The sequence below is a fragment of the Rhodovulum viride genome (assembly GCF_003265965.1).
Lineage (GTDB): Bacteria > Pseudomonadota > Alphaproteobacteria > Rhodobacterales > Rhodobacteraceae > Rhodovulum > Rhodovulum kholense.
In genome coordinates this window covers 1-325 of the sequence record NZ_MUAV01000233.1, presented here as the reverse complement: position 1 = coordinate 325, position 325 = coordinate 1, and the positions used below count along the sequence as shown (strand labels likewise).

Here is a 325-nt window from a genome sequence, read left to right as displayed (position 1 = left end):
GGCTCCGGCGCTGTCCCGCTTCCATGGCCTGGCGTTGCGGCGCGGCGGAATGATTGCGGCCGCGCCGCGGTCGGCGATGGCGTCGTGGCAGGCGCGCGTGTCATAGGCGCCGTCGGCAGTGACCGTGGCGATTTGCCGATCCAGGCCGATCTGCTTCAGGAGCTTAGGCAGCATCGGCGCGTCGCCTACATTGCTGGAGGTGACTTCGACGGCCCGGATCTCCAGCGTTTCCTCGTCTATGCCGATGTGGATCTTGCGCCAGACACGGCACTTCGAGGCGCCGTGTTTGCGTCTGTGCCACTCGCCTTCGCCTTTCACCTTGATG

Annotated in this window: 1 protein-coding gene; it reads right to left on the bottom strand. The window is 66.2% G+C overall.

All coding sequences use genetic code 11. The annotated features are described in order from the left end of the window. Positions 1-325, bottom strand: a 325-nt coding sequence (locus BYZ73_RS21995) for a transposase (RefSeq protein ID WP_146746429.1), incomplete at both ends; no start/stop codon positions are given.